At 50.8% G+C, this 22752-nt stretch carries 24 protein-coding genes; 14 read left to right on the top strand and 10 right to left on the bottom strand.

What is annotated here, in order from left to right:
• The first annotated feature begins 88 nt into the window (after window positions 1-88).
• The 7 genes from ACTHTA_RS04185 to mutL all read left to right on the top strand — a co-directional run bounded on the left by ACTHTA_RS04185 (window position 89) and on the right by mutL (window position 7677).
• On the top strand, window positions 89-466 hold the full coding sequence (locus tag ACTHTA_RS04185) for a hypothetical protein (protein WP_308887246.1): 378 nt from the start codon (window positions 89-91) through the stop codon (window positions 464-466).
• Window positions 467-601: 135 nt separating this feature from the next.
• The gene (trpE, locus tag ACTHTA_RS04180) at window positions 602-2077 is read left to right on the top strand and encodes an anthranilate synthase component I (protein ID WP_308887245.1); all 1476 of its coding nucleotides are present in this window, start codon (window positions 602-604) and stop codon (window positions 2075-2077) included.
• Between the two features lie 79 nt (window positions 2078-2156).
• A complete protein-coding gene (locus ACTHTA_RS04175; protein ID WP_308887244.1) occupies window positions 2157-3095 on the top strand; it encodes a DNA cytosine methyltransferase in 939 nt (312 codons plus the stop codon).
• On the top strand, window positions 3096-3956 hold the full coding sequence (locus ACTHTA_RS04170) for an NgoMIV family type II restriction endonuclease (RefSeq protein ID WP_308887243.1): 861 nt from the start codon (window positions 3096-3098) through the stop codon (window positions 3954-3956). It abuts the gene before it with no gap.
• Between the two features lie 16 nt (window positions 3957-3972).
• The gene (locus ACTHTA_RS04165) at window positions 3973-5109 is read left to right on the top strand and encodes a 5-(carboxyamino)imidazole ribonucleotide synthase (protein WP_308887242.1); all 1137 of its coding nucleotides are present in this window, start codon (window positions 3973-3975) and stop codon (window positions 5107-5109) included.
• Window positions 5110-5181: 72 nt separating this feature from the next.
• Entirely contained in the window at window positions 5182-5664 is a 483-nt protein-coding gene (locus ACTHTA_RS04160) for a GNAT family N-acetyltransferase (RefSeq protein ID WP_003683615.1), read from the top strand.
• Between the two features lie 36 nt (window positions 5665-5700).
• Window positions 5701-7677 (top strand): DNA mismatch repair endonuclease MutL, encoded by a 1977-nt coding sequence (gene mutL, locus ACTHTA_RS04155; RefSeq protein ID WP_308887241.1) that lies wholly within the window; start codon window positions 5701-5703, stop codon window positions 7675-7677.
• A gap of 56 nt (window positions 7678-7733) precedes the next feature.
• Here the strand turns inward: mutL and kdsA are convergent, their stop codons facing one another.
• The 3 genes from kdsA to ACTHTA_RS04140 all read right to left on the bottom strand — a co-directional run bounded on the left by kdsA (window position 7734) and on the right by ACTHTA_RS04140 (window position 10654).
• Complete coding sequence (gene kdsA, locus ACTHTA_RS04150) at window positions 7734-8576, bottom strand: 3-deoxy-8-phosphooctulonate synthase (RefSeq protein WP_036472435.1); 843 nt, start codon at window positions 8574-8576, stop codon at window positions 7734-7736.
• A 74-nt stretch (window positions 8577-8650) separates the two neighbouring features.
• The gene (panD, locus tag ACTHTA_RS04145) at window positions 8651-9034 is read right to left on the bottom strand and encodes an aspartate 1-decarboxylase (RefSeq protein ID WP_070748848.1); all 384 of its coding nucleotides are present in this window, start codon (window positions 9032-9034) and stop codon (window positions 8651-8653) included.
• Window positions 9035-9112: 78 nt separating this feature from the next.
• Window positions 9113-10654, bottom strand: a complete 1542-nt coding sequence (locus ACTHTA_RS04140) for a YdgA family protein (protein WP_308887240.1) — start codon at window positions 10652-10654, stop codon at window positions 9113-9115.
• Between the two features lie 175 nt (window positions 10655-10829).
• Here ACTHTA_RS04140 and ACTHTA_RS04135 point away from each other — a divergent pair, with 175 nt between their 5' ends.
• Both ACTHTA_RS04135 and trpD read left to right on the top strand, forming a co-directional pair.
• Complete coding sequence (locus ACTHTA_RS04135) at window positions 10830-11420, top strand: aminodeoxychorismate/anthranilate synthase component II (RefSeq protein WP_308887239.1); 591 nt, start codon at window positions 10830-10832, stop codon at window positions 11418-11420.
• 88 nt (window positions 11421-11508) lie between these two features.
• Entirely contained in the window at window positions 11509-12537 is a 1029-nt protein-coding gene (gene trpD, locus ACTHTA_RS04130; RefSeq protein WP_308887238.1) for an anthranilate phosphoribosyltransferase, read from the top strand.
• Between the two features lie 65 nt (window positions 12538-12602).
• Here the strand turns inward: trpD and ACTHTA_RS04125 are convergent, their stop codons facing one another.
• The 5 genes from ACTHTA_RS04125 to ACTHTA_RS04105 all read right to left on the bottom strand — a co-directional run bounded on the left by ACTHTA_RS04125 (window position 12603) and on the right by ACTHTA_RS04105 (window position 16515).
• The gene (locus tag ACTHTA_RS04125) at window positions 12603-12851 is read right to left on the bottom strand and encodes a CsbD family protein (protein ID WP_308887237.1); all 249 of its coding nucleotides are present in this window, start codon (window positions 12849-12851) and stop codon (window positions 12603-12605) included.
• A gap of 121 nt (window positions 12852-12972) precedes the next feature.
• Window positions 12973-13539: an SGNH/GDSL hydrolase family protein gene (locus tag ACTHTA_RS04120; RefSeq protein WP_308887236.1), complete on the bottom strand. Its 567-nt coding sequence runs from the start codon at window positions 13537-13539 to the stop codon at window positions 12973-12975.
• A gap of 122 nt (window positions 13540-13661) precedes the next feature.
• Window positions 13662-13919: a hypothetical protein gene (locus ACTHTA_RS04115; RefSeq protein ID WP_308887235.1), complete on the bottom strand. Its 258-nt coding sequence runs from the start codon at window positions 13917-13919 to the stop codon at window positions 13662-13664.
• 88 nt (window positions 13920-14007) lie between these two features.
• Window positions 14008-16206 (bottom strand): heavy metal translocating P-type ATPase, encoded by a 2199-nt coding sequence (locus ACTHTA_RS04110; protein ID WP_440364624.1) that lies wholly within the window; start codon window positions 16204-16206, stop codon window positions 14008-14010.
• Between the two features lie 99 nt (window positions 16207-16305).
• Window positions 16306-16515 (bottom strand): heavy-metal-associated domain-containing protein, encoded by a 210-nt coding sequence (locus ACTHTA_RS04105; RefSeq protein ID WP_440375714.1) that lies wholly within the window; start codon window positions 16513-16515, stop codon window positions 16306-16308.
• A 147-nt stretch (window positions 16516-16662) separates the two neighbouring features.
• Here ACTHTA_RS04105 and cueR point away from each other — a divergent pair, with 147 nt between their 5' ends.
• A complete protein-coding gene (gene cueR / locus ACTHTA_RS04100) occupies window positions 16663-17055 on the top strand; it encodes a Cu(I)-responsive transcriptional regulator (protein ID WP_049351350.1) in 393 nt (130 codons plus the stop codon).
• Window positions 17056-17301: 246 nt separating this feature from the next.
• Here cueR and ACTHTA_RS04095 read toward each other — a convergent pair whose 3' ends face one another.
• Window positions 17302-17511, bottom strand: a complete 210-nt coding sequence (locus ACTHTA_RS04095; RefSeq protein ID WP_004519826.1) for a heavy-metal-associated domain-containing protein — start codon at window positions 17509-17511, stop codon at window positions 17302-17304.
• Window positions 17512-17656: 145 nt separating this feature from the next.
• Between ACTHTA_RS04095 and ACTHTA_RS04090 the strand changes: the two genes are divergently transcribed.
• The 3 genes from ACTHTA_RS04090 (at window position 17657) to ACTHTA_RS04080 (ending at window position 21137) form a co-directional block, all read left to right on the top strand.
• Window positions 17657-18829: a sugar transporter gene (locus ACTHTA_RS04090; RefSeq protein ID WP_440364387.1), complete on the top strand. Its 1173-nt coding sequence runs from the start codon at window positions 17657-17659 to the stop codon at window positions 18827-18829.
• A gap of 265 nt (window positions 18830-19094) precedes the next feature.
• Window positions 19095-20510, top strand: a complete 1416-nt coding sequence (locus ACTHTA_RS04085; protein ID WP_440364388.1) for an SLC13 family permease — start codon at window positions 19095-19097, stop codon at window positions 20508-20510.
• A 117-nt stretch (window positions 20511-20627) separates the two neighbouring features.
• A complete protein-coding gene (locus ACTHTA_RS04080) occupies window positions 20628-21137 on the top strand; it encodes a peptidylprolyl isomerase (protein WP_004519830.1) in 510 nt (169 codons plus the stop codon).
• Between the two features lie 76 nt (window positions 21138-21213).
• Here the strand turns inward: ACTHTA_RS04080 and ACTHTA_RS04075 are convergent, their stop codons facing one another.
• Window positions 21214-21711: a YbhB/YbcL family Raf kinase inhibitor-like protein gene (locus ACTHTA_RS04075; RefSeq protein WP_002232090.1), complete on the bottom strand. Its 498-nt coding sequence runs from the start codon at window positions 21709-21711 to the stop codon at window positions 21214-21216.
• A 186-nt stretch (window positions 21712-21897) separates the two neighbouring features.
• Here ACTHTA_RS04075 and ypfJ point away from each other — a divergent pair, with 186 nt between their 5' ends.
• On the top strand, window positions 21898-22734 hold the full coding sequence (ypfJ, locus tag ACTHTA_RS04070; RefSeq protein WP_308887228.1) for a KPN_02809 family neutral zinc metallopeptidase: 837 nt from the start codon (window positions 21898-21900) through the stop codon (window positions 22732-22734).
• The last annotated feature ends 18 nt before the right edge of the window (window positions 22735-22752 follow it).

Below are 22752 nucleotides of genomic sequence, written 5' to 3'. Positions count from 1 at the left end.
CTACAAGGCCGTCTGAAAGACTCTTACCATCGCTTCTTGTTTAGGGTATAGTATTGATGCATTGCCAGTCTTACAAAAGAGAGAAATCATGTTTAAACGCCCGGAAGAAATCATCGTCTTGATACTTGCCCTATTATGGGTCGGACTCAGCTACTACTTTGCCGCCATCCTGATTTCAGATGCCTACACCATTCTCCTGATTACCGTATTGACTTTCATTTGGGCGGCCATCTGTTTCCTTTTATGGCAACGCAACTTAAGCCGTCATATTTGGCCGCTGTTCCTCGGCAGCCTGGTTGCCTGCTGGTGGCCATACTTCACTTGGCTTGCAAGCGACGTTCCCGAAGGCACATGGTATTCAGGATGGACATTCAAATCCATTATCGCCCTGATTCCCGTTGTTGCCGCTTATCTCTTCAAGTGGAAACGAAGCCGGAAAAACAAAATCGCCAACACCCTTGCCTGATACCTCGCACCGTCTTTTTCAGACGGCGTTTTCCATATCTGACATAACGCTCAGACTGTCAACAATCCCAATAAAATGCTATACTCTTCACACGATTTAACACCCTAAAACAGGCCGTCTGAAAGACTTATCAAGATGATCAGCAAACAAGAATACCAAGCCCAAGCCGCACAAGGTTACAACCGCATTCCACTCGTTCAAGAGCTGCTTGCCGACTTGGACACACCGCTCTCAATCTACCTCAAACTTGCCAACAAGCCTTTCACCTACCTGCTTGAATCCGTTGTCGGCGGCGAACGTTTCGGCCGCTATTCCTTTATCGGCCTGCCTTGCAGCTACTATCTCAAAGTCAGTGGCAAACACGTCGATGTTTATCAAAACGGCGAAATCGTCGAGCAACACGACGGCAATCCGCTGCCATTTATCGAAGCCTTTCACAACCGCTTCAAAACGCCTGAAATCCCAAGTCTGCCGCGCTTTACCGGCGGATTGGTCGGCTACTTCGGTTACGAAACCATCTACAATTTCGAACACTTTGCCCACCGCCTGAAAAACAACGCCAAAGCCGACCCGCTCGGCACGCCCGATATTTTGCTGATGTTGTCGCAAGAATTGGCGGTTATCGACAATTTGAGCGGCAAAATCCACCTCATCGTTTACGCCGATCCCTCGCAGCCCGACGGCTACGAACGCGCCCGCGAACGACTCGAAGACATCCGCACCCAGTTGCGCCAAAGCTGCGCCATCCCGCTTTCCCTCGGCAGCAAACACACCGAAGCCGTCAGCGAATTCGGCGAAGAGCCGTTCAAAGCCTGCGTCAACAAAATCAAAGACTACATCTTCGCAGGCGACTGTATGCAGGTCGTCCCCAGCCAGCGCATGAGCATGGAATTCACCGACAGCCCGCTTGCCCTCTACCGCGCTCTGCGCACGCTCAACCCTTCGCCTTACCTCTTTTACTACGATTTCGGCGATTTCCATATTGTCGGCTCCTCCCCCGAAATCCTCGTCCGCCGCGAACGCGACGATGTCATCGTCCGCCCTATCGCCGGCACACGCCTGCGCGGCAAAACACCAGCCGAAGACCTCGCCAACGAACAAGACCTGCTGAGCGATGCCAAAGAAATTGCCGAACACGTCATGTTGATTGATTTAGGACGCAACGACGTCGGCCGCATCAGTAAAACCGGCGAAGTCAAAGTCACCGACAAAATGGTGATTGAAAAATACTCCCATGTAATGCACATCGTTTCCAACGTCGAAGGCCGTCTGAAAGACGGTATGACCAACATGGATATCCTCGCCGCCACCTTCCCGGCAGGTACACTTTCCGGCGCACCCAAAGTCCGCGCCATGGAAATCATCGAAGAAGTCGAACCGAGCAAACGCGGCATCTACGGCGGCGCCGTCGGCGTATGGGGTTTCAACAACGACATGGATTTGGCAATAGCTATCCGCACAGCCGTAGTGAAAAACAACACGCTATACGTCCAAAGCGGCGCAGGCATCGTCGCCGACTCTGACCCGACCTCCGAATGGCAGGAAACGCAGAACAAAGCCCGAGCAGTGGTTAGGGCGGCGCAGATGGTACAGGAGGGGTTGGATAAATAAGTTTCAGACGACCTTTGTAGAGAGAAGATCGTCTGAAAATCACAAAGCAACATCAGAGAAACTTACGCAAAAGATCACAATGCAATTCACATCATTAGAAATTTGTGCAGGAGCAGGAGGACAAGCCTTGGGTTTAGAAAGAGCAGGCTTTTCCCATGCCGCACTGATCGAGATCGAATCTCCAGCTTGTCAGACACTACGTTTAAATCGCCCTAATTGGAATATTATTGAAGGAGATGTCCGTCTAGTTCGGGGAAATGAATATAAAGGTATTGATTTATTAGCCGGTGGAGTTCCTTGCCCACCTTTTTCCAAAGCAGGTAAACAATTAGGAAAAGATGATGAACGAGATTTATTCCCTGAGGCTATTCGTCTAGCTAAGGAAACTGACCCTAAAGCCATCATGTTAGAAAATGTGCGGGGGTTACTTGACCCAAAATTTGAAGATTATCGCAACCATATTACAGAACAATTTGCCAAGTTGGGTTACATAGGTCAATGGAAGTTGCTCTATGCCGCTGACTATGGGGTATCGCAACTTAGACCCAGAGTTTTGTTTGTTGCATTAAAAAACGAATATGCAGATTTTTTCAAGTGGCCTGAACCGACCATAAAACAACCGCAAACTGTTGGTGAATTACTGTTTGACTTAATGTCAGAGAATAACTGGCAAGGTGCGCATGATTGGCGTTTGAAGGCAGACCAAATCGCTCCAACTTTAGTTGGAGGTTCAAAAAAACACGGTGGTGCTGACTTGGGGCCTACACGGTCCAAACGCGCATGGGCGGAGTTGGGTGTGGATGGTTCAGGTTTGTGGAATAGTGCGCCGCCTGAAGACTTTTCGGGGATGCCTAGATTGACTGCCCGAATGACAGCGCGTATCCAAGGATTTCCTGATGACTGGCAATTTTTTGGTAAAAAAACGCCTATGTACCGCCAAATCGGCAACGCTTTTCCCCCGCCGGTAGCCGAAGCGGTGGGCAGGCAGATTATCAAAGCCTTAAAAAAGGAAAATTAAATGAATCCGCTTTTTACCCAAGAACGCAGGATTTTCCATAAGAAATTATTGGATGGCAATGTTCTTGCAACCAACAATAGAGGCGTAGTCAGCAATGCGGATGGGAGCAATACCCGAAGTTGCAATATAGCCAAGGGGATTGCCGACTTACTGCATTCGGAAACGGTTTCGGAAAGATTACCCGGTCAGACATCGGGAAATGCTTTTGAAGCAATATGCAGTGAGTTTGTCCAATCTGCTTTTGAGAAATTGCAGCATATCAGACCCGGCGACTGGAATGTTAAGCAGGTCGGTTCTCGCAACCGTCTGGAAATCGCACGTTATCAGCAATACGCACATCTGACAGCCTTAGCCAAGGCTGCCGAAGAAAACCCCGAATTGGCTGCCGCCTTGGGCAGTGATTACACCATTACTCCCGATATTATCGTTACCAGAAATTTGATTGCAGATACAGAAATCAACCGTAATGAATTTTTAGTTGATGAAAATATTGCCACATATGCCAGTTTGCGTGCGGGTAATGGCAATATGCCGCTGCTCCACGCCAGTATCTCTTGTAAATGGACGATTCGCAGCGACAGGGCTCAAAATGCCCGTTCTGAAGGATTGAATTTGGTTAGAAATAGAAAAGGCAGACTGCCGCACATTGTTGTCGTAACGGCAGAACCGACGCCAAGCCGCATTTCATCCATTGCCTTGGGTACAGGGGAAATAGATTGCGTTTACCATTTTGCCTTATATGAGCTGGAACAAACTTTACAATCATTGAATTATGAAGACGCTTTGGATTTGTTTTACATCATGGTCAATGGTAAACGATTAAAAGATATTTCCGACCTTCCCTTAGATTTGGCAATTTAAACAGAATTATTCCACTATGAACAAATCCCCCATCCTCCCCCCCGCTACCCTCGGCATCCTCGGCGGCGGCCAATTAGGCAGAATGTTTACCGTTGCCGCCAAAACCATGGGCTACAAAGTAACCGTTCTCGACCCCGATCCGAACGCGCCGGCAGCAGAATTTGCCGACCGTCATTTGTGCGCGCCGTTTGACGATCAGGCCGCTTTGGACGAGTTGGCAAAATGCGCGGCGGTTACCACTGAATTTGAAAACGTCAATGCCGACGCGATGCGCTTTCTGGCAAAGCATACCAACGTTTCTCCGAGCGGCGACTGCGTTGCCATCGCGCAAAACCGTATTCAGGAAAAAGCGTGGATACGCAAAGCGGGGCTGCAAACCGCGCCGTATCAAGCGATTTGCCGTTCAGACGACATCAGCGAAGAAAGCGCGCAATTTTTGCCCGGCATCTTGAAAACGGCTACATTGGGCTACGACGGCAAAGGTCAAATCCGCGTCAAAACGGTGGACGAACTCAAAGCCGCGTTTGCCGAACACGGCGGCGTGGATTGTGTTTTGGAAAAAATGGTGGATTTGCGCGGCGAAATTTCAGTTATCGTATGCCGTCTGAACAATGAAAACGTGCAAACCTTCGACCCCGCCGAAAACATCCACGAAAACGGCATCCTTGCTTATTCCATCGTTCCCGCGCGGCTGAGTACCGACGTGCAGCAACAGGCGCGGCAGATGGCGCAACGCTTGGCGGACGAATTGGATTATGTCGGCGTGTTGGCTGTGGAAATATTCATCGTCGGCGACACGCATGAATTGGTCGTCAATGAAATCGCCCCGCGCCCGCACAATTCCGGCCACCATACGCTGGATACCTGCGCCGCAGACCAGTTCCAGCAGCAGGTACGCATTATGTGCAACCTGCCGCCCGCCGACACTAAGCTGCTTTCTTCATGCTGCATGGCGAATATTTTGGGCGACGTCTGGCAGGAAGACGGTGGCGAACCGAATTGGCTGCCGTTGCAAAGCCATCCGAATGCACACCTGCACCTATACGGCAAAAAAGCCGCGCGGAAAGGCCGAAAAATGGGCCACTTTACCGTCTTGGCCAACGATGCGGACAACGCGTTCCAAACCGCACAAACCTTACATCAAAGCCTGTAACCTTACCCACTTTTTTCAGACGGCCTTTGATTGCAAAAGGCCGTCTGAAATCAATTTTTCCGACCATCCGCCATGAGCCTTCTGACCATCCTCCGTCCGGCAACCGAAAAAGACTGCCAAGCTATACACAACGCCCATCTGCATGCCGTTCAATACGCCTGCATTCGCTGTTATGATGAAACTATTATGCACACATGGGAAAGTCTGCTCGACATCAACAGCTATTTGGAAACCATCTCCGATAAAAACAAAGCCTTGTGGGTGGTCGAATACAAAGGGCTGATTCAAGGCTTCTTCCAAGTCGATTTCAAAGAAGCGCAACTGGACGCCTTATACGTCCATCCGCTCTTCCACAATCTTGGCTTGGGTACGGCCTTGCTCAGCCGCGCCGAAGAAATGGCACGAAATGCAGGCCTCAGCTTTCTCAAACTGTATGCCTCGCTCAATTCCGTGCCTTTCTATCGCCTCAATCGTTATGAATCGCTCGGTACTGCCGTGTTGCAGCTGAACAAAACCGTCCGCGTCGAATGCGAATTGATGCGCAAATACCTGTAATTTTCCCTTCCGCCGTTGCTTTTTTGAAAGAAACCGATGTCCCGAATTGCCGCTCTGCCCGACCATCTTGTCAACCAAATCGCCGCCGGCGAAGTGGTCGAACGCCCTGCCAACGCCTTAAAAGAAATCGTTGAAAACAGTATCGATGCAGGCGCGACAGCGATTGATGTCGAACTGGCAGGCGGCGGCATCCGCCTGATTCGCGTCAGCGACAACGGCAGCGGTATCCATCCAGACGACATCGAGCTTGCACTACACCGCCACGCTACCAGCAAAATCAAAACCTTAAACGATTTGGAACACGTCGCAAGCATGGGCTTTCGCGGTGAAGGTTTGGCCAGTATCGCCTCCGTCAGCCGCCTGACACTGACCAGCCGTCAAGAAGACTGTTCGCACGCGACCCAAGTCAAAGCCGAAGACGGCAAACTCAGCAGCCCTACGGCAGCCGCCCACCCCGTCGGCACCACCATCGAGGCTGCCGAACTCTTCTTCAATACACCGGCGCGACGCAAGTTCCTCAAATCCGAAAACACTGAATACGCCCACTGCGCCACCATGCTCGAACGCCTCGCGCTGGCGCATCCGCACATTGCCTTCTCACTCAAACGCGATGGCAAACAAGTGTTCAAACTCCCTGCCCAAAGCCTGCACGAACGTATCGCCGCCATTGTCGGCGATGATTTTCAGACGGCCTCATTGGAAATTGACAGCGGTAATGGCGCATTGCGGCTCTATGGCGCGATTGCCAAGCCGACTTTCGCCAAAGGCAAAACCGACAAACAATACTGCTTCGTCAACCATCGTTTTGTCCGCGACAAAGTCATGCTCCATGCTGTCAAACAGGCATACCGCGACGTATTGCATAACGCGCTGACGCCTGCTTTCGTCCTCTTCCTCGACCTGCCGCCCGAAGCCGTGGATGTCAACGTCCACCCGACCAAAACCGAAATCCGCTTCCGCGACAGCCAACAAGTACACCAACTCGTGTTCCACACGCTCAACAAAGCCCTTGCAGACACGCGCGCCGACCTGACCGAAAGCGTCAGCAACGCAGGCGAAGTGTTGCATGACATTACCGGTGTTGTCTCCACCCCAATGCCGTCTGAAAACGACAGCGAAAATCTGTTTGATAGCACATCCAACTACCCGACAGGCAACAAACCCGATACACGCAATGCCTTTGGTTCATCAGGCAAAACCGCGCCTATGCCTTACCAAGCCGCTCGTGCGCCGCAACAACGCAGCCTGTCCCTGCGCGAAAGCCGCGCGGCCATGAATACTTATGCCGAGCTCTACAAAAAAACCGACGACATCGACCTTGAATTGAGCCAATTCGAGCAGGCACGTTTCGGCAATATGCCGTCTGAAATGCCTACCCAAAAAACAGATACGCCGCTTTCAGACGGCCTTCCCTCCCAATCCGAACTGCCGCCGCTCGGCTTTGCCATTGCCCAATTACTTGGCATCTACATCCTTGCCCAAGCCGAAGACAGCCTGTTGCTCATCGATATGCACGCTGCCGCCGAACGCGTCAACTACGAGAAAATGAAACGCCAACGTCAGGAAAACGGCAACCTGCAAAGCCAGCGACTGCTTATTCCCGTAACCTTTGTCGCGTCCCACGAAGAATGCGCCGCCCTTGCCGATCATGCCGAAACGCTGGCAGGCTTTGGCCTGGAACTGTCCGACCTAGGCGGCAATACCCTTGCCGTCCGTGCAGTTCCCGCCATGCTCGGTAAAGCCGACGTCGTTTCGCTGGCCAAAGACGTATTGGGCGAACTCGCCCAAGTCGGCAGCAGCCAAACCATCGAGGAACACGAAAACCACATCCTTGCCACCATGTCCTGCCACGGCTCAGTCCGCGCCGGCCGCCAGCTCACCCTGCCCGAAATGAACGCCCTCCTGCGCGATATGGAAAACACCCCGCGCAGCAACCAGTGCAATCACGGCCGTCCAACTTGGGTCAAACTGACTTTAAAAGAATTGGATGCGTTGTTTTTACGCGGACAGTAACGCCGATAAAAAGGCCGTCTGAAAATGCTTTCAGACGGCCTTTCAACTATTCGCCCTTAACGAATATCCATAGGTGCAAACGATTTCACGGTTTCATCAATCGCTTTAACACGGGTCAGGAAGTCTTCCAATTGGGCAAGCGGCAATGCGCTTGGTCCATCGCATTTGGCTTGGTCGGGATTGGCATGAGATTCAAGGAACAAACCGGCCAATCGGGTTGCCATACCGGCAAGTGCCAAGTCCAATACTTGGGCGCGACGTCCGCCTGATGCGGCGGCACCAGATTCGCGCGTTTGCAGGGAATGGGTGACGTCAAAAATAACGGGCAGGTTGTTACACGTTTTTTTCATCACACCAAAGCCGAGCATATCCACTACCAAGTTGTCGTAGCCGAAGTTTGCACCGCGTTCGCACAAAATGATTTGCTCGTTGCCTGCTTCTTGGAATTTCTCCACAATGTTTTTCATTTGAGACGGGCTGAGGAATTGCGGTTTTTTGATGTTGATGACATTGCCGGTTTTCGCCATTGCCACCACCAAATCGGTTTGGCGCGCCAAGAAGGCAGGCAGCTGGATGACATCGCAGACTTCAGCAACCGGCTGGCATTGGTAAGGCTCGTGAACGTCGGTAATCACGGGAACGTTAAACTCGCGTTTCACCGCTTGAAAAATCTTCATGCCTTCGTCCAAACCCACACCGCGGAAAGAGTGAATAGAAGAGCGGTTTGCCTTGTCGAAAGAGGCTTTGAACACATAAGGAATGCCGAGTTTATCGGTGACTTTAACGTATTGCTCACAGGCTTTCAGCGTAGAGTCGAGGTCTTCAAGGACATTGATGCCGCCGAAAAGGGTAAAGGGCGCATCGTTGCTGACGGTGATGTTGTTGATTTGGATATTCACGGCAAAGCCTTTCAGATAAGTTGAATTTGGGAAAGAGGCCGTCTGAAACATTTCAGACGGCCTTTGTTTGAATATTACAACACGGTGTGCGGCGGCTCATAAGAAATCACATTGCGGATTTTATTGTTCTCATCGACGAGGACGACTTTCGGTTCATGCGCTGCAATTTCAGGTTCGGACAACATGACGTAAGACATGATAATCACGATGTCGCCTTTTTGAACCAAACGCGCGGCCGCACCATTGAGGCAAACGACGCCGCTGCCGCGTTCGCCGGGGATGGTGTAGGTTTCAAGACGTTCGCCGTTGTTATTGTTGACGATGGCGACTTTTTCGTTAACGCAAATACCTGCCGCATCCAGCAGGTCTTGGTCAACGGTAATGCTGCCGACGTAGTTGAGGTCGGCTTCGGTAACGGTGGCACGGTGGATTTTGCCGCCGAGCATGGTACGGAACATGGGTTTCCTTTTTGATTGTGGGTTGATTTGCGGTTTTAACTTCTGAGAAGTTAAAACCGCTGTTTGTGTGATTAAGGATTAGTTATTGGGAAAGTCCGCTTCGTCAAACTCGGGTTCAGGGTCGCTTTGCAGGACTTTTCCGTTTAATTTCAACTCGCTGTTTTGCAGAGTCAGATGGGTTTTGACATTATTATCTTCTAAGGTCAGATATTTCTCGCTTGCCATGCTTTTGATGGTGCTGTCTACCATCAGGCGCAAGGTCTCGTTGATATCGTCAATACTGGCGCGGCCTGCGGCTTCATCTTCGGCATTGACGCTAAACAGGCTGCTTGCTTGGTTGACGGCGAGCTGCTCCAACAATTTTTGCGGTACGCTCATATTGAAGTCGGCTTCGGTTTTCTTCAGCATATCGCCCAAATTGTTGAGGTCTTTGGCTGCCAAACCTTTAAACGCAAGTTTGCCGCTGACATCGACATCGCCATGAGGCATGGTGAATTTGAAGGTTTTAACGTTTAAAACCGGATTATTGGTAAACAGGCCTGAAGCCTCGTTTTTGGCCGTCTGAATCAAGGAAGCCTGAATCTCTTCTTCGCTCATTTTCTTCACGGACACTTCGGCAATTTTGTTTTTCAATGCCAAAAGTGATGCCGCATCCAAATGCTCGGCAGCGACGTTGATATCCAGAGGGCCGTATTTGTCTTCGCCATAAGTCAGGCTTTCAAATTGGAAGCGGCCTTCGCTGTTGATGAATTTATCGACTTCGCCGGTTTGTGTATCGAAACGCAGTTTGCTGACTTCGATTTTAGACGGAGCAATCGTGCCGGTCGGATTGATGAATGCACCGATTTGCAGATTGGTCACAAGGTTGACCAGTTCGTTCAACTTAACGTTGTAATCGATGTTTTCTTTCCATTGCAGCAGGAATTTATCCAGCGTAATGCTGCTCTTGCCCAAAGAAAGCTTGGTCAGGCCGTCTTCCGTTTCGGATTGGAAGCGCAGGTTTTCCAAAGACACATCGCCTTTGTCGGCCAATTTGACTTGTAAAGACGGCGCAAGGTAATCGTGGCGATAGCTTTTAAAGCCTTGGCTGTAATCGGTATTGCCGCTAAAGCCTTTCCAGTTGAGCTTGATACCGGAAAGCTCTTCATAGTCGAAGGCGGGGATATTGAGGCTGAGTTTGCCGTCGCCGGAAAGGTAAACCGTATTGGTCATGGTCAACGGCGTTTGCTGGCCGAAGAAGCGGTCCAAAACTTTTTTGGTTTCCGGATGGTATTGGAACTCGGTTTCCACATGGGCGCGCGTACCGAAGCCGCCGGCAAACGGGCCGTGTGTCACATGATTGATGACCGTAATCGGCTCTTGCAGGACGGTTTTCAAATTGTCCGGCAGGTATTTTTGCGTATTTTGAAGCAGGGTAGGCTTGAGGCGGATGACGGTGGTCTCGGTTGAACTGAACCAGCCGCGATCGTATTGGTGGGACTCAACGGTCAGGAAACCGGATTCCTGCAACAGCTTTTGTTGCTCGGTCAGGCTTTCTTCCGCTTTGACACCAAGATAATAAGGCGTGCCGAGCGCAGCGGCGACAACAATGGCGGCAGTCGGGATAAGATACTTTTTCATCACTTCAAACAGATTAGGTTCAAAGCGTAAAGCATAGCATTTTTTAGCTGTTTTGTCTTATCCGCCTTTTCAGACGGCCTTTAGGTAAAGATTGTGATATTATGCAAACATAAACGATTTTTACACTTTTGGCAGGCCTCCCTCTGTCTGCCAAAATGTCATTAAAGGTTTGCAAATGCTTTTATTCATTGATAATTACGACAGCTTCACCTACAACATCGTCCAATACTTTGCCGAATTGGGGCAGGAAGTTTTGGTACGTTGCAACGATGAAATCACCATCGAAGAAATCGAAGCCCTGAAACCGCAATATCTGGTCATCGGCCCCGGCCCTTGTTCCCCTAAGGAAGCAGGCATTTCTGTTGCAGCCATGCAGCACTTTGCCGGCAGGCTGCCCGTCATGGGCGTGTGTCTCGGCCATCAAACCATGGGCGAAGCGTTCGGCGGCAATGTCGTGCGCGCGCAAACGATGATGCACGGCAAAGTCTCCCCCGTTTTCCATCACGGCACAGGCATGTTTAAAGACCTGCCCAATCCGGTCAACTGCACGCGCTACCACAGCCTGGCCATCGACCGCGCCACCCTGCCCGACTGCCTCGAAATTACCGCATGGACGGAAGACGGCGAAATCATGGGCGCACGCCACAAAGAATATGCTGTCGAAGGCGTACAGTTCCACCCCGAAGCCCTGCTGACCGAACACGGCCACGATATGCTGAAAAACTTCTTGGAAGAATTCAAAGACTATCACCCGCAAAAATCTTAATGAAAGGCCGTCTGAAAGGTGTTTGACAGTGTTCAAACCGCATTTTCAGACGGCCTGAATCACATCGGACACGAACAAAGGAAAAATCATGATCACCCCTCAACAAGCGATTGAACGCCTCATCAGCAACAACGAGCTTTTCTACGATGAAATGACCGACCTCATGCGCCAAATCATGAGCGGCCAAGTTCCGCCCGAGCAAATCGCCGCCATTCTGACCGGCCTGCGGATTAAAGTTGAAACCGTTTCCGAGATTACCGCCGCAGCCAGCGTGATGCGCGAATTTGCCACTAAAGTGCTGCTGGAAAACGCCGATGACTTGGTCGATATTGTCGGCACAGGCGGCGACGGTGCCAAAACTTTCAATATTTCCACGACTTCCATGTTTGTCGCGGCTGCGGCAGGCGCGAAAGTCGCCAAACACGGCGGCCGCTCCGTTTCTTCATCCAGCGGCGCTGCCGATGTCATGGAACAAATGGGCACCAACCTCAACCTCAACCCCGAACAGGTCGCCCAAAGCATTCAGCAAACCGGCATCGGCTTTATGTTCGCACCCAACCATCACAGCGCCATGCGCTATGTTGCCCCCGTCCGCCGTTCGCTCGGCTTCCGCAGCATCTTCAATATCTTGGGCCCGCTGACCAATCCTGCCGGCGCGGCAAACCAACTCTTGGGCGTGTTCCACATCGACTTGTGCGGCATTCTTTCCCGCGTATTGCAACAGCTTGGCTCCAAACATGTTTTGGTTGTGTGCGGCGAAGGCGGTTTGGATGAAATCACGCTGACCGGCAAAACCCGCGTTGCCGAACTGAAAGACGGCAAAATCACCGAATACGACATCAGCCCAGCCGATTTCGGCATGGAAGTCCGCCGCAATTTAGACGAAATCAAAGTCGAAAACGCGCAAGAATCCCTGCAAAAAATGAACGAAGTGTTGGACGGCAAAGCCGGTGCCGCACGCGATATCGTCGTCCTTAATGCCGCTGCCGCGCTCTATGCAGGAAATGTGGTTGCTTCGCTGGCAGATGGTGTCAAAGCCGCTCAAGAAGCCATCGACTCCGGCAAAGCCAAAGCCAAAAAAGACGAATTTATCGAATTTGGCAAACAGTTTGCCTAAACTTTAAAACCATAAAACAAAGGCCGTCTGAAAAATCTTTCAGACGGCCTTTTATTCTTTAAATATTAAAATTTTCTTTTAATATCATTAATTAAGCTTTCAACTTTTTCTTTGGCTTCATCAACCAAATGCTCGGCTTCTTCTTTGCCTTTTTGCAAAACATCGCTGCCTTTTTCTTCAATGTTGCCGACCACTTCTTTTACTTTGCCAACGCCTTGTTGAATCAAGCCCTCAGCTTCAAGTTTAGCATTGCCGGATACATCTCCAACCACTTCTTTTACTTTACCGCTGATTTTATCTAATTCGCCGCTCATGGCCATACTCCTAGATTAAATGTTGATAAGAATTAGTGCTGCATTACCTGATATTGGGAACTTTGCTTTAGCTTTAAAGGCCGTCTGAAAGCCAAAACATGACAAAACGAGTTAAGTAGGGTTAGTCCATCTGTTTCAATATTGCTTCGGCTACTGCCTTGCCTATCATCTTACTGCCGAACTCATTGAAATGAAGTCCGTCACACAGCATCACATCAGTCAAATCCTGCCCAAACATCAGACTGTATAAATCATTGACGGCAAAACCATATTGCCTTGCCAAATCCTCAGCCACACGGTTATAGGCCTTCAAGTCGGCCAGATAACGGCGCGAGGGTTTGACGATATTGTGTACGCTTTCCAAAAAGGGCGTGCTGCTCGCCCAAATAATTTTTGCACCTATCTGTTTTAGATAATCGAAAATTCGGGTCAGGTTGTTGCGGTAGGTGTCTATATCGGCCACCGGCTCATTACAGCCTTGATTGTGGCGGATGTCATGCAAACCGCAGTTGATGTGGATAATGTCTCCCACAGTCGCGCCCTCTGTCCATTTCCCGATATGCTCTAACACATCATGCGACGAACGGCAGTTTTCCGATGGAGAAACAATATCCGCCTCAGGCAAAGCGGCGCGTGTGTAAGGCTCCGAAGCAAGCCGAACGGAATCGCCGATTAAGTAAACGGTCATTTTTGTTCTCCTCCCTTTATTTGAACCAACAGCAAGGCCATCTGAAATATTACTTATATTATTATAAGAGTGCTATTTCAGACGGCCTTAACTTCAGTCAAGTTTTATTGTTAAATCATAAATTAACGCTGACTGTTTTTATAAAAATCAATTAATTGCTTGGCCTGCAACATAGGCAGCCCAAAACGGTCGCTTACGGCTTTCAAATCCTTCCACTCCTGATCGGTCAGATTTTGCCCAACCCATTTGAGGTTTTCCGGATTGCTTTTGATTTTCTCAAAATACGCCTGCTTGCGTTTCCAGTTGCGCGACCACACCAGCAACATGGTAAAAATACATAAAACAATCAATACAATATTGGTAAACAACATCATGTCCATACGACATACTCCCGCTTGGGTCTCAAAATTAGAAAATATGGATTAAAGGCCGTCTGAAAAAAACAGTCTTCAGACGGCCTTTATATTATCACTCAATATTCACCCGTTTCAGGCGCAAGGCATTGCTCAACACGGAAACCGAGCTTGCCGCCATTGCCGCGCCCGCGATGACGGGATTTAAAAAGCCGAGTGCGGCGAGCGGAATGCCCAAGATATTGTAGAAGAAGGCGAAAAACAGGTTTTGCTTGATGTTTTTCAAAGTGGCTTGCGACACCAGCAGAGCATCGGCGAGTTGATTGACCGAATGTTGCATCAGCGTGGCGGATGCGGTGTGTTCGGCAACATCCGCACCGCCTTTCATGGCGAAGCTGACGTTGGCGGCGGCGAGCGCGGGTGCGTCGTTGATGCCGTCGCCAACCATCGCCACGGTTTTGCCGGCGGCTTTGAGTTTCTGCACTTCGGCGGCTTTGTCGCGCGGACTCATGTTGCCGAAGGGGTGTGCGATGCCCAGTTGTTTGGCGACGTATTCGACCGTACCTTGGTTGTCGCCGCTCATGATGTAAACATCGATGCCGTGTTTTTTCAGACGGCCTATGGCTTCGGCGGTATCGGCTTTCAGCGCGTCGGCGAGTGCGAATGCGCCGATGGGTTTGCCGTTGGCGGAAACGGCGACGATGCTTGCGATGCGCCAGACGTCGTCTGAAAGGTTTTCAGGTAGCTTTAATTCGGCAAAATCAAGTTTGCCCGCTTTCACTAAGCCAACGCCTTCGACTTCGGCGGTAATGCCTGCGCCGACGACGGTTTGCGCGTTTTGTGCGGCGGGAATCTCCAAACCGCGCGCTTGGGCGGCGGAGACGATGGCGCGGGCGAGCGGGTGGGCGGCGTTTTGTTCGACAGCAGCTGCGATGCGGTACAAAGCGTCTTCGTCAAAGCCGCTGTCGGGAACGCAATAGACGGCGGCAACCTGCGGCCTGCCTTCTGTCAGCGTGCCGGTTTTGTCCAACACGACGGCATCGACGTGGGCGGCTTCTTCCATTGCCGCCGCGTCTTTGAACCAAATGCCATGTTTCACCGCTTTGCCCATGCCGACCATAATCGCGGCAGGGGTTGCCAGACCGAGCGCGCACGGGCAGGCAATCACCAAAACGGCAACGGCGTGCATCAGCGCAACCGTCCAATCGCCTTTAATCAGCCAAGTAACAATAAAAGTCAAAAGCGCAATGCCCACAACAGTTGGCACGAATACCGCCGCCGCTTTATCGGCTACACGCGCAATCGGTGCTTTACTACCTTGTGCTTCAGAGAGCGCATTCATCATGTCGCCGAGTAGGGTTTGGCTGCCGAGCTGCGTAGCGCGGTACACCACGCTGCCTTCGGTCATCAGCGCGCCGGCCAACACTTTGCCGCCTGCTTTTTTCTCTTCGGGATTGGATTCGCCGGTAAGATGACTCTCGTCCGCCCAGCCGCTGCCGCTTTCGATGATGCCGTCGGCGGCAATGCGTTCGCCGTGGTTGGCGCGGATAAGGTCACCGATTTGCACTTGGTCGATGGGCAGTTGTTTCCATTCGCCATCACGTTGCACGTTGACTTGGGTTGGCGTCAGTTTCAGCAGCAGGCCCAAGCTGTTGAGGCTGGATTTTTTGGTGCGGTGTTCCAAAAATTTGCCCAGCGACACAAAACCAATCACCATCACGCCTGCTTCAAAATACACATGATAATACGCATGCTCCATACCGTGCGCCGCGTGCGGGCTGAAAAAAAACGTATAAATGGGATAAAACAGCATATAAACGGAATACAGGTAAATCGAGACCGTGCCGATGGTAACGAGCACGTCCATATTCGCCAGTCCGCCTTTAATACTCGCCCACGCGCTTTTGTAAAACGGCACCGCCAGCCAAAGTTGCACCACACTTGCCAGCGCAAACTGCCACAACGGCGGAATCATCCAATCGTGCCGCCCGATCATCATGCCTGCCATGCCGATAAGGAACGGGACGTTGATGGCGAACAGCAGCCACAGCCGCCAGCTTACATGCGCGGTTTCTTCGGGTTGCGGCAGCGCGTCTTCCGTTTTTTCTTTTGCACCGTAACCGGTTTTCTCGATGATTTTGGCGATGTCGGCGGCGGAGGTTTGGCTGTCGTCAAACACCACCTGCGCCTCCTCGCTGGCGAAGTTCACCCCCGCCGATTCGACAAAGTCTTTTTTGTTCAACACTTTTTCAATGCGCGAAGCGCAGGCCTGACAGGTCATGCCTTCGATTTGGAAACGGACTTTTTGTTGCATGGTTTCTTCCTTCTGAATGTGGTTGGGCTACCTGAAAAAAGCGGAGCAGGGTTTTCAGGTAGCCTTTGGGGTGTTGCAGTCGATTTGTTGCGATTCGATTTACAAAGCCGCATCAAAGCCGCCGTCTTCCACCGCTTCTATCAGCGCGGCGGAGTTGGTTTGGGCGGGGTCGAATTCCACGACGGCATTCTTGTTTTCCAGGCTCACTTCGGCCTTGTCCACGCCGTTTACGCCTTCGAGGATGCTGGTAACGCTTTTCACGCAGCCGCCGCAGGTCATGCCTTCGATGTTTAATGTGATGGTTTGCATAGGGTTTCCTTTCTGTTGGAATGAGGCTGAGGTTTTAAAGCCCGTTGCAGCCAAAGCTTTCAGGTAACCTGAAATGATGGGTCTGCTCTTGCTTTCCCGCTAAGTGCCGCCACTATAAAGCTTTACCCGAAGTAAAGGTCAAGCATCATGATGAACATCAGCCAGGCCGCGGCCGAGAGCGGCCTTTCCGCCAAACAAATCCGCGACTACGAAAAGCACGGCCTAATCGCCCCGGCCGCGCGTAGCGAAGCGGGCTACCGCCGCTACGGACAGGCCGACCTTGTCCGGCTGCGCTTTATCCGCCATGCGCGGGAAGTGGGCTTTTCGCTGCCGCAGATCGGGCAGCTTTTGAGCCTGCAACACAACCCGCAGCGTACCAGCCGCGAAGTGAAAACGCTCACCGCGCGGCACATCGCCGAGCTGGAAGCCAAAATCGAATGCTTGCAGGGCATGGTGGCCGAGCTGCAACGTTGGCACGATGCCTGCGCGGGAGACGACTGCCCGGATTGTGCGATTTTGGCCGGGCTGGAGGAGCGTTAGGCGGCTTGGGCAGAATAGAAACAGGCTACCTGAAAAGTTTCAGGTAGCCTTAGTCGGCCGCTAACGGTTTGGTACAGGCCTCGTCGTAATACGGCAGCCACTTGCCGCCGCTTTGCTTCAGATATGCGCGAAAACTTTTGTTTACCCGTGTGGCGGTGTAATCCAAATAATGGCAAAAAGTAAGTTATCAAGAGACAGAGGCCGTCTGAAGCGTTTCAGACGGCCTTTTCAAAATACGCTTATCGGTTACAAAGCCACATCATAGCCGCCGTCTTCTACGGCATCAATCAGCGCGTCGGTATCTGTCTTGCTTTCATCAAAAGTAATCACTGCATTTTTGTTTTCCAAGCTGACTTCTGCTTTTTCCACGCCTTCTACGCCTTCCAAAAGACGGGTTACGCTTTTCACGCAGCCGCCGCAGGTCATGCCGTCGATGTTGAGGGTAACAGTTTGCATTTGTATTTCCTTTCATTCAAACAAATATGGTTGCCAAATACTTTACTCCTTACACAAACAGCTTGCAAATTCTTCATTAAAGGCCGTCTGAAAAATGCAGATAGGCGTACAATAACGCCCTTTGCTTCATCAAACGGACATAATAATGACTTCAACATTCAAACAATGGGTTAGCGTATGCGCGCTGGCGGTGGGGGCGTTTATTTTCAATACCACCGAATACATTCCGATTGCGCTTTTGAGCGACATCGGTCAGAGCTTTGGCAAAGCGGCAACGGAAGTGGGCATGATGATTACGGTGTATGCGTGGATTGTTGCGCTCCTATCGCTGCCGCTGATGCTGATGACGAAAAACATCGAACGGCGCAAATTATTGCTGATGCTGTTTGCACTGTTTGCGCTGTTTCACGCGCTGTCGTTTTTTTCTTGGAACTTCAACATCCTCTTGCTCAGCCGTATCGGGATTGCGCTGACACATGCGGTCTTTTGGTCGATTACGGCTTCTTTGGCAGTACGGCTTGCGCCCACCGGCAAAACCAATCAGGCTTTGGGCTTGCTCAGTACAGGTACGGTTTTGGCGATGGTTTTGGGCATTCCGCTGGGGCGCGTGGTCGGGCAATACTTCGGCTGGCAGCTCAGCTTCCTGCTGATCGGCGTCTGCGCTGCCGGCGTAATGCTGGTGTTGGCCAAAAACCTGCCTGCTTTACCCAGCCAAAATACCGGCTCTTTAAGCAGCCTGCCGAGTTTGTTCAAACGCCGCAACCTAATGCTGCTTTATGCCATGACGGTGTTGATTATTACGGCACATTTCACGGCATACAGCTATATTGAGCCTTTTGTGTTGCAAGTTGGCGGATTTAAGGCTGAACAAGTTACCATCGTTTTGAGCCTGTACGGTTTGGCAGGTTTTGCCGCTTCTTATCTGTTTGGCAAATGGTTTGCCAAATCGCAACGCCTGTTTATGCTTGGCGCGGTGGCGGTCATCCTGCTCTCTGCCCTGCTGCTTCTGCCGTTTGCCTCTTTCCCTTATGCGGTGTACGCGCTGGTGTTTATTTGGGGCGTGGCCATCGTCATCGTCAGCTTGGGCATGGTGTCGAAAGTCTTGGCATTTGCCTCGGATGCAACAGATGTGGCTAACTCAATTTATTCAGGTTTGTACAATGTCGGCATCGGCGGCGGTGCGCTTTTGGGACACTATGTAACCGTCTGGTTCGGCCTTTCCAATATCGGCATTGCCGGAGCCTTGCTGGCAGCGGCAGGTCTGGCCGTTTGCGGCTTGTTGTTTAAGGAACAAGACAATCTGACGCAAAACGTTTAAATCCATATAAATCAGGATGGTATTACTGACTCGGCTGTAATTTTGGCAGTTTTACCGATTTGTCCTGATTCTTGTTAACCCACGATGGGTCTTTATTCCTCCGGATAAGCAGTTTTCTTGCTGCTTATCCGGTTTTCATTTCATTTTTAAAAAACAATTTACAATTTGTTTACACTACATTAAATTACAAATATACTGTTACCTATTAGGCCGTCTGAACGTACGGCTGAAAAGAAAAACCAATCATGTTTCAGAGGAATACATCATGGACTTAAACGCCAAGGATAAGACTCAGCATCCTGAAAACGTCGAGCTTCTCAGTGCGCAGAAGCCGATTACCGACTTCAAAGGACTGCTGACGACCATTATCTCTGCTGTTGTCTGCTTCGGCATTTATTACATCCTTCCCTACAGCCCCGATGCCAACAAAGGTATCGCGCTGTTACTTTTTGTTGCGGCACTTTGGTTTACCGAAGCCGTACACATTACCGTTACCGCGCTGATGATCCCTATCCTTGCCGTTGTACTCGGCTTCCCGGATATGGACATCAAAAAAGCAATGGCCGGTTTCTCCGACCCGACGATTTACATCTTCTTCGGCGGCTTCGCGCTTGCAACCGCCCTGCACATGCAACGTCTCGACCGTAAAATCGCCGTCAGCCTGTTGCGCCTATCCCGCGGCAATATGAAAGTTGCCGTGTTGATGCTGTTTGCCGTTACCGCCTTCCTGTCTATGTGGATCAGTAACACTGCGACTGCCGCGATGATGCTGCCTTTGGCAATGGGCATGATGATCCACCTCGACCAAGAAAAAGAACGCAAAACCTACGTTTTCGTCCTGCTCGGTATCGCCTACTGCGCCAGTATCGGCGGCTTGGGTACCGTGGTCGGTTCTCCTCCGAACATGATTGCCGCCAAAGCGCTGAACTTGGACTTCGTCGGCTGGATGAAGCTCGGCCTGCCGATGATGCTTTTGATTCTGCCGCTGATGCTGTTCTCCATGTACGTCATCCTCAAACCTAATTTGAATGAGCGCGTGGAAGTCAAAGCCGAATCTATCCCTTGGACTTTGCACCGCGTTATCGCGCTGTTGATTTTCTTGGCCGCCGCCGTTGCTTGGGTATTCAGCTCCAAAATCAAAGCTGCATTCGGTATTTCCAACCCTGATACCGTTATCGCCCTGATTGCCGCCGTTGCCGTCGTCGTATTCGGCGTGGCGCAATGGAAAGAAGTTGCCCGCAATACCGACTGGGGTGTATTGATGCTCTTCGGTGGCGGTATCAGCTTGAGCGCGTTGCTGCAATCTTCCGGCGCATCTGAAGCTCTGGGTCAGCAAGTTGCTTCCACGTTCTCCCATTCTCCTGCATTGCTGGTGATTTTCGTGGTTGCCACCTTCATCATCTTCCTGACCGAGTTCACCAGTAACACGGCTTCCGCCGCCCTGCTTGTGCCTATTTTCGCAAGCATTGCCGCGCAAATGGGTCTGCCTGAACAAGTCTTGGTATTCGTCATCGGTGTCGGCGCATCTTGTGCCTTCATGTTGCCGGTTGCCACACCGCCTAACGCGATTGTGTTCGGTACAGGCTTAATCAAACAACGCGAAATGATGAATGTCGGCTTATTGCTGAACATCCTCTGCGTGGTATTGGTTGCTCTGTGGGCTTATGTTGTACTGATGTAAACCATCGACCCAAACAACAAGGCCGTCTGAAAGAATATTTTTCAGACGGCCTTGAAGTTTGTCGTTCAGACACAATTTAACGACTAATTCAAACCGGATTCTAACGAAAGGAAACCCATGATTATCCTGCACACCAACAAAGGCGACATCAAAATCGAACTCGATTTCGACAAAGCCCCCGTTACTGCTAAAAACTTCGAGCAATACGTTAAAGACGGCTTCTACGACGGCGTAATCTTCCACCGCGTCATCAAAGGCTTCATGATTCAAGGCGGCGGCATGGACGAAAACATGAACGAAAAAGAGACCCGCGATCCGATTCAAAACGAAGCGTCCAACGGTTTGCCTAACGAAAAATACACCATCGCCATGGCGCGTACTTCCGATCCTCACTCTGCCAGCGCGCAATTCTTCATCAACACTGCCGACAACGCTTTCCTGAACTTCCGTTCTAAAGAGCTGTACGGCAAAACCGTAGTCCAAGACTGGGGCTATGCCGTATTCGGTAAAGTCGTTGACGGTTTTGACGTTGTTGATGCCATCGAAGGCGTTTCTACCAAACGTCACGGCTACCACGACGACGTACCAAGCGAGCCTGTCATCATCACTAAAGCCGAAGTGGTTTAACTGATTTGATTTCCCATAAAAACAGCCTGTCCGAATTAAAACCGGACAGGCTGTTTTTCAATAATGACGCATACCGTCACACATCATAAGTACCGACCACGCATGCCGAATCCAACACATGGCCCTGCATGGCAAAATGCAGCTCATTAAAGCGGAAACCGCGCGGCAAATCCAAAACGGTATCCAGCGCGTACACAATCAGTTCATAACGATGTCGGTTGTTCGGTGGCGCCATACCGCCGTAAAAAGAAGCCTCTTCGATTTCAAATTTACCCAACGCACTCGCCCAAGTATTCGCGCCCTGCGTAAAATCTGTTGCAGAAATACTTTCATTTTCTGCCACAGAAGTGCGTTTCAAATCCGAAATCAACCAATGCGTCCATACGAAGCCGGATGCTGAAATGGCATCTTTGTCTTCCAACACCACGGCAAACGATTTTGTTCCTTCAGGTGCATCTTCAATCTCAAAAGGAATCGAATAAGAAGGCATACCGCTCGGGCTGAACTGGCTGCCGCGCTTGCCGTATTTGTCTTCAAATTCGCCGTTGACAATAGCTTTACTGCTGACTTTCATCTTATATCTCCCAATAGTAGGTTTGTTCATTCTAACAAACACCAAGGCCGTCTGAAAGATACTGCCGTTTTCACTTTCCCGATGTCGTATTTTCAGACGGCCTCAAGCAATATTCACAATTCGATCAAATACATTTGACATTCCATAGTATAATCCGCCGCATGAAAACTACATAGGATACACATTATGGATTGGAAAGGTCGTGAACAAAGCCAAAACGTCGAAGATCGCCGCGGAAGCCGTGGCGGCGGCGGCAAAACGCCGGGCATACTCGGCATTATCGTGGTTTTGGTCGGTGCATATTACGGCGTGGATTTAAGCGGTTTGGTTGGCGGCTCATCTTCGATGGGCATTCCTACCCAGCAAGCTACCCGACTCGACAGCCAACAAGAAGCCGAATTGAACGAACTGTCCCGTGTCGTCCTTGCCGATACGGAAAAAGCATGGGGCAAATACTTTCAACAACACGGTCAAAACTATAGACCGACGACCATGGTGTTATATGAAGGCGGTACATCCACTGCCTGTGGTACGGGCCAGTCTGCCATGGGTCCGTTTTACTGCCCGGGCGACCAAAAAGTTTATTTGGATTTGAGCTTCTATGAAGACATGCGCACCAAGCTCAAATCCGCCAGCGATGCTGCATTTGCCTACGTTATTGCCCACGAAGTCGGCCATCACGTTCAAAACCTGCTCGGCATCCTGCCTAAAGTCCACAAAATGCAGCAGCAAGTCGGCAAGAAAGAGGCCAATGCCCTTTCCGTCAAACTCGAATTGCAGGCCGACTGTTTCGCCGGTATTTGGGGACACTACGCCGTCAACAACAATATCTTCAAAGCCGAAGACATTAAAAAAGCGATGCTTGCCGCCGAATCCGTCGGCGACGACCGCTTGCAGAAACAAGCTCAGGGCTATGTCGTTCCCGACAGCTTTACCCATGGCTCGTCTGAAGAACGCATGACTTGGCTCAAGCGTGGTTTGGAAAGCGGCGGCATCAACCAGTGCAACACTTTCAACAATTGATTCGACCAAGCAACACTG

The organism is Neisseria sp. P0013.S005 (genome assembly GCF_051958425.1).
Taxonomy (GTDB): domain Bacteria; phylum Pseudomonadota; class Gammaproteobacteria; order Burkholderiales; family Neisseriaceae; genus Neisseria; species Neisseria subflava.
Note: the sequence above shows the minus strand (reverse complement) of the source record. Positions and strands in the feature narration are given on the sequence as shown.